The organism is Bradyrhizobium acaciae (genome assembly GCF_020889785.1).
GTDB lineage: Bacteria > Pseudomonadota > Alphaproteobacteria > Rhizobiales > Xanthobacteraceae > Bradyrhizobium > Bradyrhizobium acaciae.
The window spans coordinates 1-3,299 of sequence record NZ_JACMYK010000271.1; the positions used below are offsets into that span (position 1 = coordinate 1).

5 protein-coding genes are annotated in these 3,299 nt (G+C 63.9%); 2 read left to right on the plus strand and 3 right to left on the minus strand.

The features are described from left to right. Nucleotides 1-274 precede the first annotated feature (274 nt). From H8A92_RS40000 to H8A92_RS40010, 3 genes are read right to left on the minus strand one after another with little or no spacing between them, the layout of a single operon-like run. The gene (locus H8A92_RS40000; RefSeq protein WP_229200740.1) at nucleotides 275-919 is read right to left on the minus strand and encodes a haloacid dehalogenase-like hydrolase; all 645 of its coding nucleotides are present in this window, start codon (nucleotides 917-919) and stop codon (nucleotides 275-277) included. After that, nucleotides 912-1,097, minus strand: a complete 186-nt coding sequence (locus tag H8A92_RS40005; protein ID WP_229200741.1) for a hypothetical protein — start codon at nucleotides 1,095-1,097, stop codon at nucleotides 912-914. Before H8A92_RS40005 ends, H8A92_RS40000 begins: the two co-directional genes overlap by 8 nt. 8 nt (nucleotides 1,098-1,105) lie before the next feature. Beyond that, nucleotides 1,106-1,309 (minus strand): hypothetical protein, encoded by a 204-nt coding sequence (locus tag H8A92_RS40010; protein WP_229200742.1) that lies wholly within the window; start codon nucleotides 1,307-1,309, stop codon nucleotides 1,106-1,108. A gap of 191 nt (nucleotides 1,310-1,500) precedes the next feature. Here H8A92_RS40010 and H8A92_RS40015 point away from each other — a divergent pair, with 191 nt between their 5' ends. Both H8A92_RS40015 and H8A92_RS40905 read left to right on the plus strand, forming a co-directional pair. Further along, complete coding sequence (locus H8A92_RS40015; RefSeq protein ID WP_229200743.1) at nucleotides 1,501-2,523, plus strand: TRAP transporter substrate-binding protein; 1,023 nt, start codon at nucleotides 1,501-1,503, stop codon at nucleotides 2,521-2,523. 204 nt (nucleotides 2,524-2,727) lie between these two features. Continuing rightward, nucleotides 2,728-3,299 (plus strand): pectate lyase-like adhesive domain-containing protein (locus tag H8A92_RS40905; RefSeq protein ID WP_338026708.1); only part of this gene is annotated, 572 nt, incomplete at its 3' end.

Genomic DNA, 3,299 nt, shown 5'->3' on the forward strand with positions numbered 1-3,299 from the left:
CGACGGGCCAGGGTGTGCAGGTCCGCCACGGTGCCGCGCACCGCGTTGCAGCGGCGGCATTCGATAATGGTGTCGCCGGCTGCGTGCGCCGGATCGGCGACCTTGATCGCCAGGCTGCCGCAATCCGTGCAGATGATCTTGAAGCCGGTCGAAATTACTTGCTGATGCAAATTCATTGTGGGCCTGCGCCTCCGACGACGCCGACCTTAGGGAACAATTTTTAAAACTGGGATCGCGGAGCGGATTGCAATCGAACGAGCGCGTTAGGACGCGGTTAAGACTTCGACGCGGCGGCGCGGCCCGGCAGGTGCAACGTCGGCCTGTTGAGCCTGGCGGCGGTGGCGCGCACGGCCTGCCGCGCGTTGACGGTGATGATGCCGGCGGCGTGGGCCCAGACCGCGAGGTCGGACGCGCTGTCGCCTGCATAAATGAAGCCCGCGGGAAAGGTCTTCAGCAGCAGATCAGCCTTGTTCGCGCCCTTGAGATTGTGTTCGCCGTCGGAGGCGAGCACCTGGTCGATCCATGGCAGGCGCGATGCAAGTTGGTTCGCAAGCAGCGCGTCGGCCGCGGTCGCCAGCACGACGCGGCGGCCTGCCGCTTTCTCACGCTCGGCCAAGGCGACGACGTCCTGGTGGAGATCGATCCGGCTCCAGTCGATGCGCTGGCGCAGCGCGAGCTGGCGCTTCAGCGCCGCGCGGCCGTGCGTCAGCCAGGCGGCGCATGCCGCGACGATCAGCGGATTGCGGCGAAGGATCGAGAACAAGCTGAGATAGAGCAGGTCGCCCTTGATCAGCGTGCCGTCGAGGTCGAGCACCAACGCCAGCGAGGTCGGGAGGCCGAGCAGAGTGGCCAACCCGTCGGTGCTGGAGGTGTCATGCGGCCTGGCAATGCTATTGCCGGCGAGGCGAGGTTCAGTCATTCGCGGCGCTCAGCCGGGTTGCAACCTTGCGCACGTCGATCTCGCGCGCCCCGGTCTCGGTGGTCCTGCAATCGCCGTAGCCGAACCTGGCGGCAAAGGCCACACGGTCCTCATCGAAGCTCAGGACGGAAGACCAACAAAAAGGCCGCCCGAGGCGGCCGTTCGTCTGCCGAAGCATGGGACGTCTTAGCGGACGGTCGAGGCGCCCGAGGAGGTGATCGCCACCGGCTTACCGGCCTTGATGACCTGGGTGGTCTGAGCAGTCTGGGTGAAATCCGCGTTGTTCCGCGCCGAAATGCCTAAAGCCGCAACCCCGATGGCCGCAACAAGGGCAACCACCACAATCTTGAGGTGGGTCGCACGATCGGCTGAATGGATCGAGTGGTTCATGGTCGCCTCCGGGCGTCTATGCGCCGTCTATGGCAGCTACTGGTAAGCCCCATCTGTTTCCGGATCGTTTCGTGAGTTCCCGGAAATGGTTTCGTGCCACGGGAGGATTGGTTTCACCGTGCCTTGCATCACACAGACGGAGAGCTGAAACTGGTCCCAAGCGCGGAAATGCGTCCGGGAGAAAAACAATAATGAAAACAATAAAGATGACCCGCCGGGGCGTGCTGGGAACCGGCTCCGGCGCAGTCGCCGCCACGCTGTTTGGCAAACGAGTCCTTGCCGCTGCCGAGTTCGACTTTAAGCTCGGCGTTGACACGCCGGAAACCCATCCGCTGACAATCCGCCTCGTCGAAGCCGCAAAGGATGTTGCGGCGCGGTCGTTGGGTCGGGTCAACATCACGGTGTTTCCCAACAGTCAGCTCGGCGGCGACCCCGAGATGCTGTCGCAGGTCCGGGCCGGCGGGATCGAATTGATGGCCGCGCCGAGCCTCACGCTGTCGATCCTGGTGCCGCTGTCCGGGCTGCCGAGCATCGGCTTCGCATTCCAGTCCTACGATCAGGTGTGGGCCGCGATGGATGGCGGCGTCGGCGACACCGTGCGCGAGGCGATCGCCAGGACCGGCCTGATGCCGTTGAAGAAGGTTTGGGACAACGGTTTCCGACAGATCACTTCATCATCGAGCCGACAACTCGGCAGTGTCGATGATCTCAAGGGCTTCAAGATCCGCGTACCCGTGACCGCGCTCTTGACCTCACTGTTCTCAGGCCTCGGCGCATTGCCGTCGAGCATCTCCTACAGCGAGCTCTACTCGGCGCTGCAGACCCACATCGTCGAGGGACAGGAGAATCCGCTGGCGCAGGTCTCGACCGGAAAGCTCTACGAGGTTCAGAAATACTGCGCGCTGTCGAACCATTGCTGGAGCGGCTACTGGATCATCGGCAATCGCCGCGCGATGGCGAGCCTGCCGCCCGACCTGCTCGAGATCATCAATGCGGCGTTCGACGCGGCCGCAATAAAGGAGCGCGCCGATCTGGTCGAGATGGATCGCTCGTTGCAGACCGAGCTGACCGGGAAGGGCATGATCTTCAACAAGCCTGATCCTGTGCAGTTCAGGGCAGCGTTAGTGAAAGCCGGCTTCTACACGCAGTGGCAGAAGACCTATGGCGCGGACGCCTGGGCGGCGCTGGAGAAATATACCGGCAAGCTGACGTAGCGGGCGCGCAGATCGCGAGCAGCACACGCTTTGTGGCAAAGAAGGCACATCGCCGCACTTTCGGTTCCAATTCGGCTTTTGGTCATGCGGCAGGAGGTTTCAGCCGATACAACCTCACGCTGAGACTTTCAGTGGCCGCGCAGTGCGTGCCCGAGTTGGAATGCCATGCGCGTGCACGTGGTGGAACGCTTTCGATCGCCCCGCTTGAGGCGTGTTGCCGTAACGCTTGCCCTGCTCATCGCGTCCGGGACCGGCGCACACGCCCAGACGGTGCTGAATGTCGGCGATGGAGCGAGCCTCGTCACCGCGCTGACGACGATCGATAACAATCCGGGCACCAGCTACACGCTCAACATCACGAACAACATCACGCTGACCGGCACGACCACGCTGCCGGTTATCAATTCAAGCAGCAATGTCACGATCAACGGCGGCAACTTCACGCTCGACGGCGGCGGCGTGCAGCGCGGGTTCTTCGTCTATTCGGGCACCGTCGCGGTCAACAACCTGACGATCCAGAACGCCGTCGCCAAGGGCGGCAATGGTGGAAACGGGAATGACGGAGGCGGCGGCGGCGGGATGGGCGCCGGCGGCGCGCTGTTCGTCGCCAGCGGCGCCAACGTCACGGTGAGCAATGTGTCGCTGGCCGGCAACCAGGCCAGCGGCGGTAGCGGCGGCAATTACGGACCTCTCAGCGGCGGCGGGGGCGGCGGCGGACTCGGCGGCAACGGCGGAAATGGCGGTAATTCGGGTGGTGGCGGTGGCGGCGGGATTGG

Coding starts and splice junctions, on each gene's coding strand:
- H8A92_RS40000 (WP_229200740.1), bottom strand. CDS start 919: ATGACTGAACCTCGCCTCGCCGGCAATAGCATTGCCAGGCCGCATGAC.
- H8A92_RS40005 (WP_229200741.1), bottom strand. CDS start 1,097: ATGCTTCGGCAGACGAACGGCCGCCTCGGGCGGCCTTTTTGTTGGTCT.
- H8A92_RS40010 (WP_229200742.1), bottom strand. CDS start 1,309: ATGAACCACTCGATCCATTCAGCCGATCGTGCGACCCACCTCAAGATT.
- H8A92_RS40015 (WP_229200743.1), top strand. CDS start 1,501: ATGAAAACAATAAAGATGACCCGCCGGGGCGTGCTGGGAACCGGCTCC.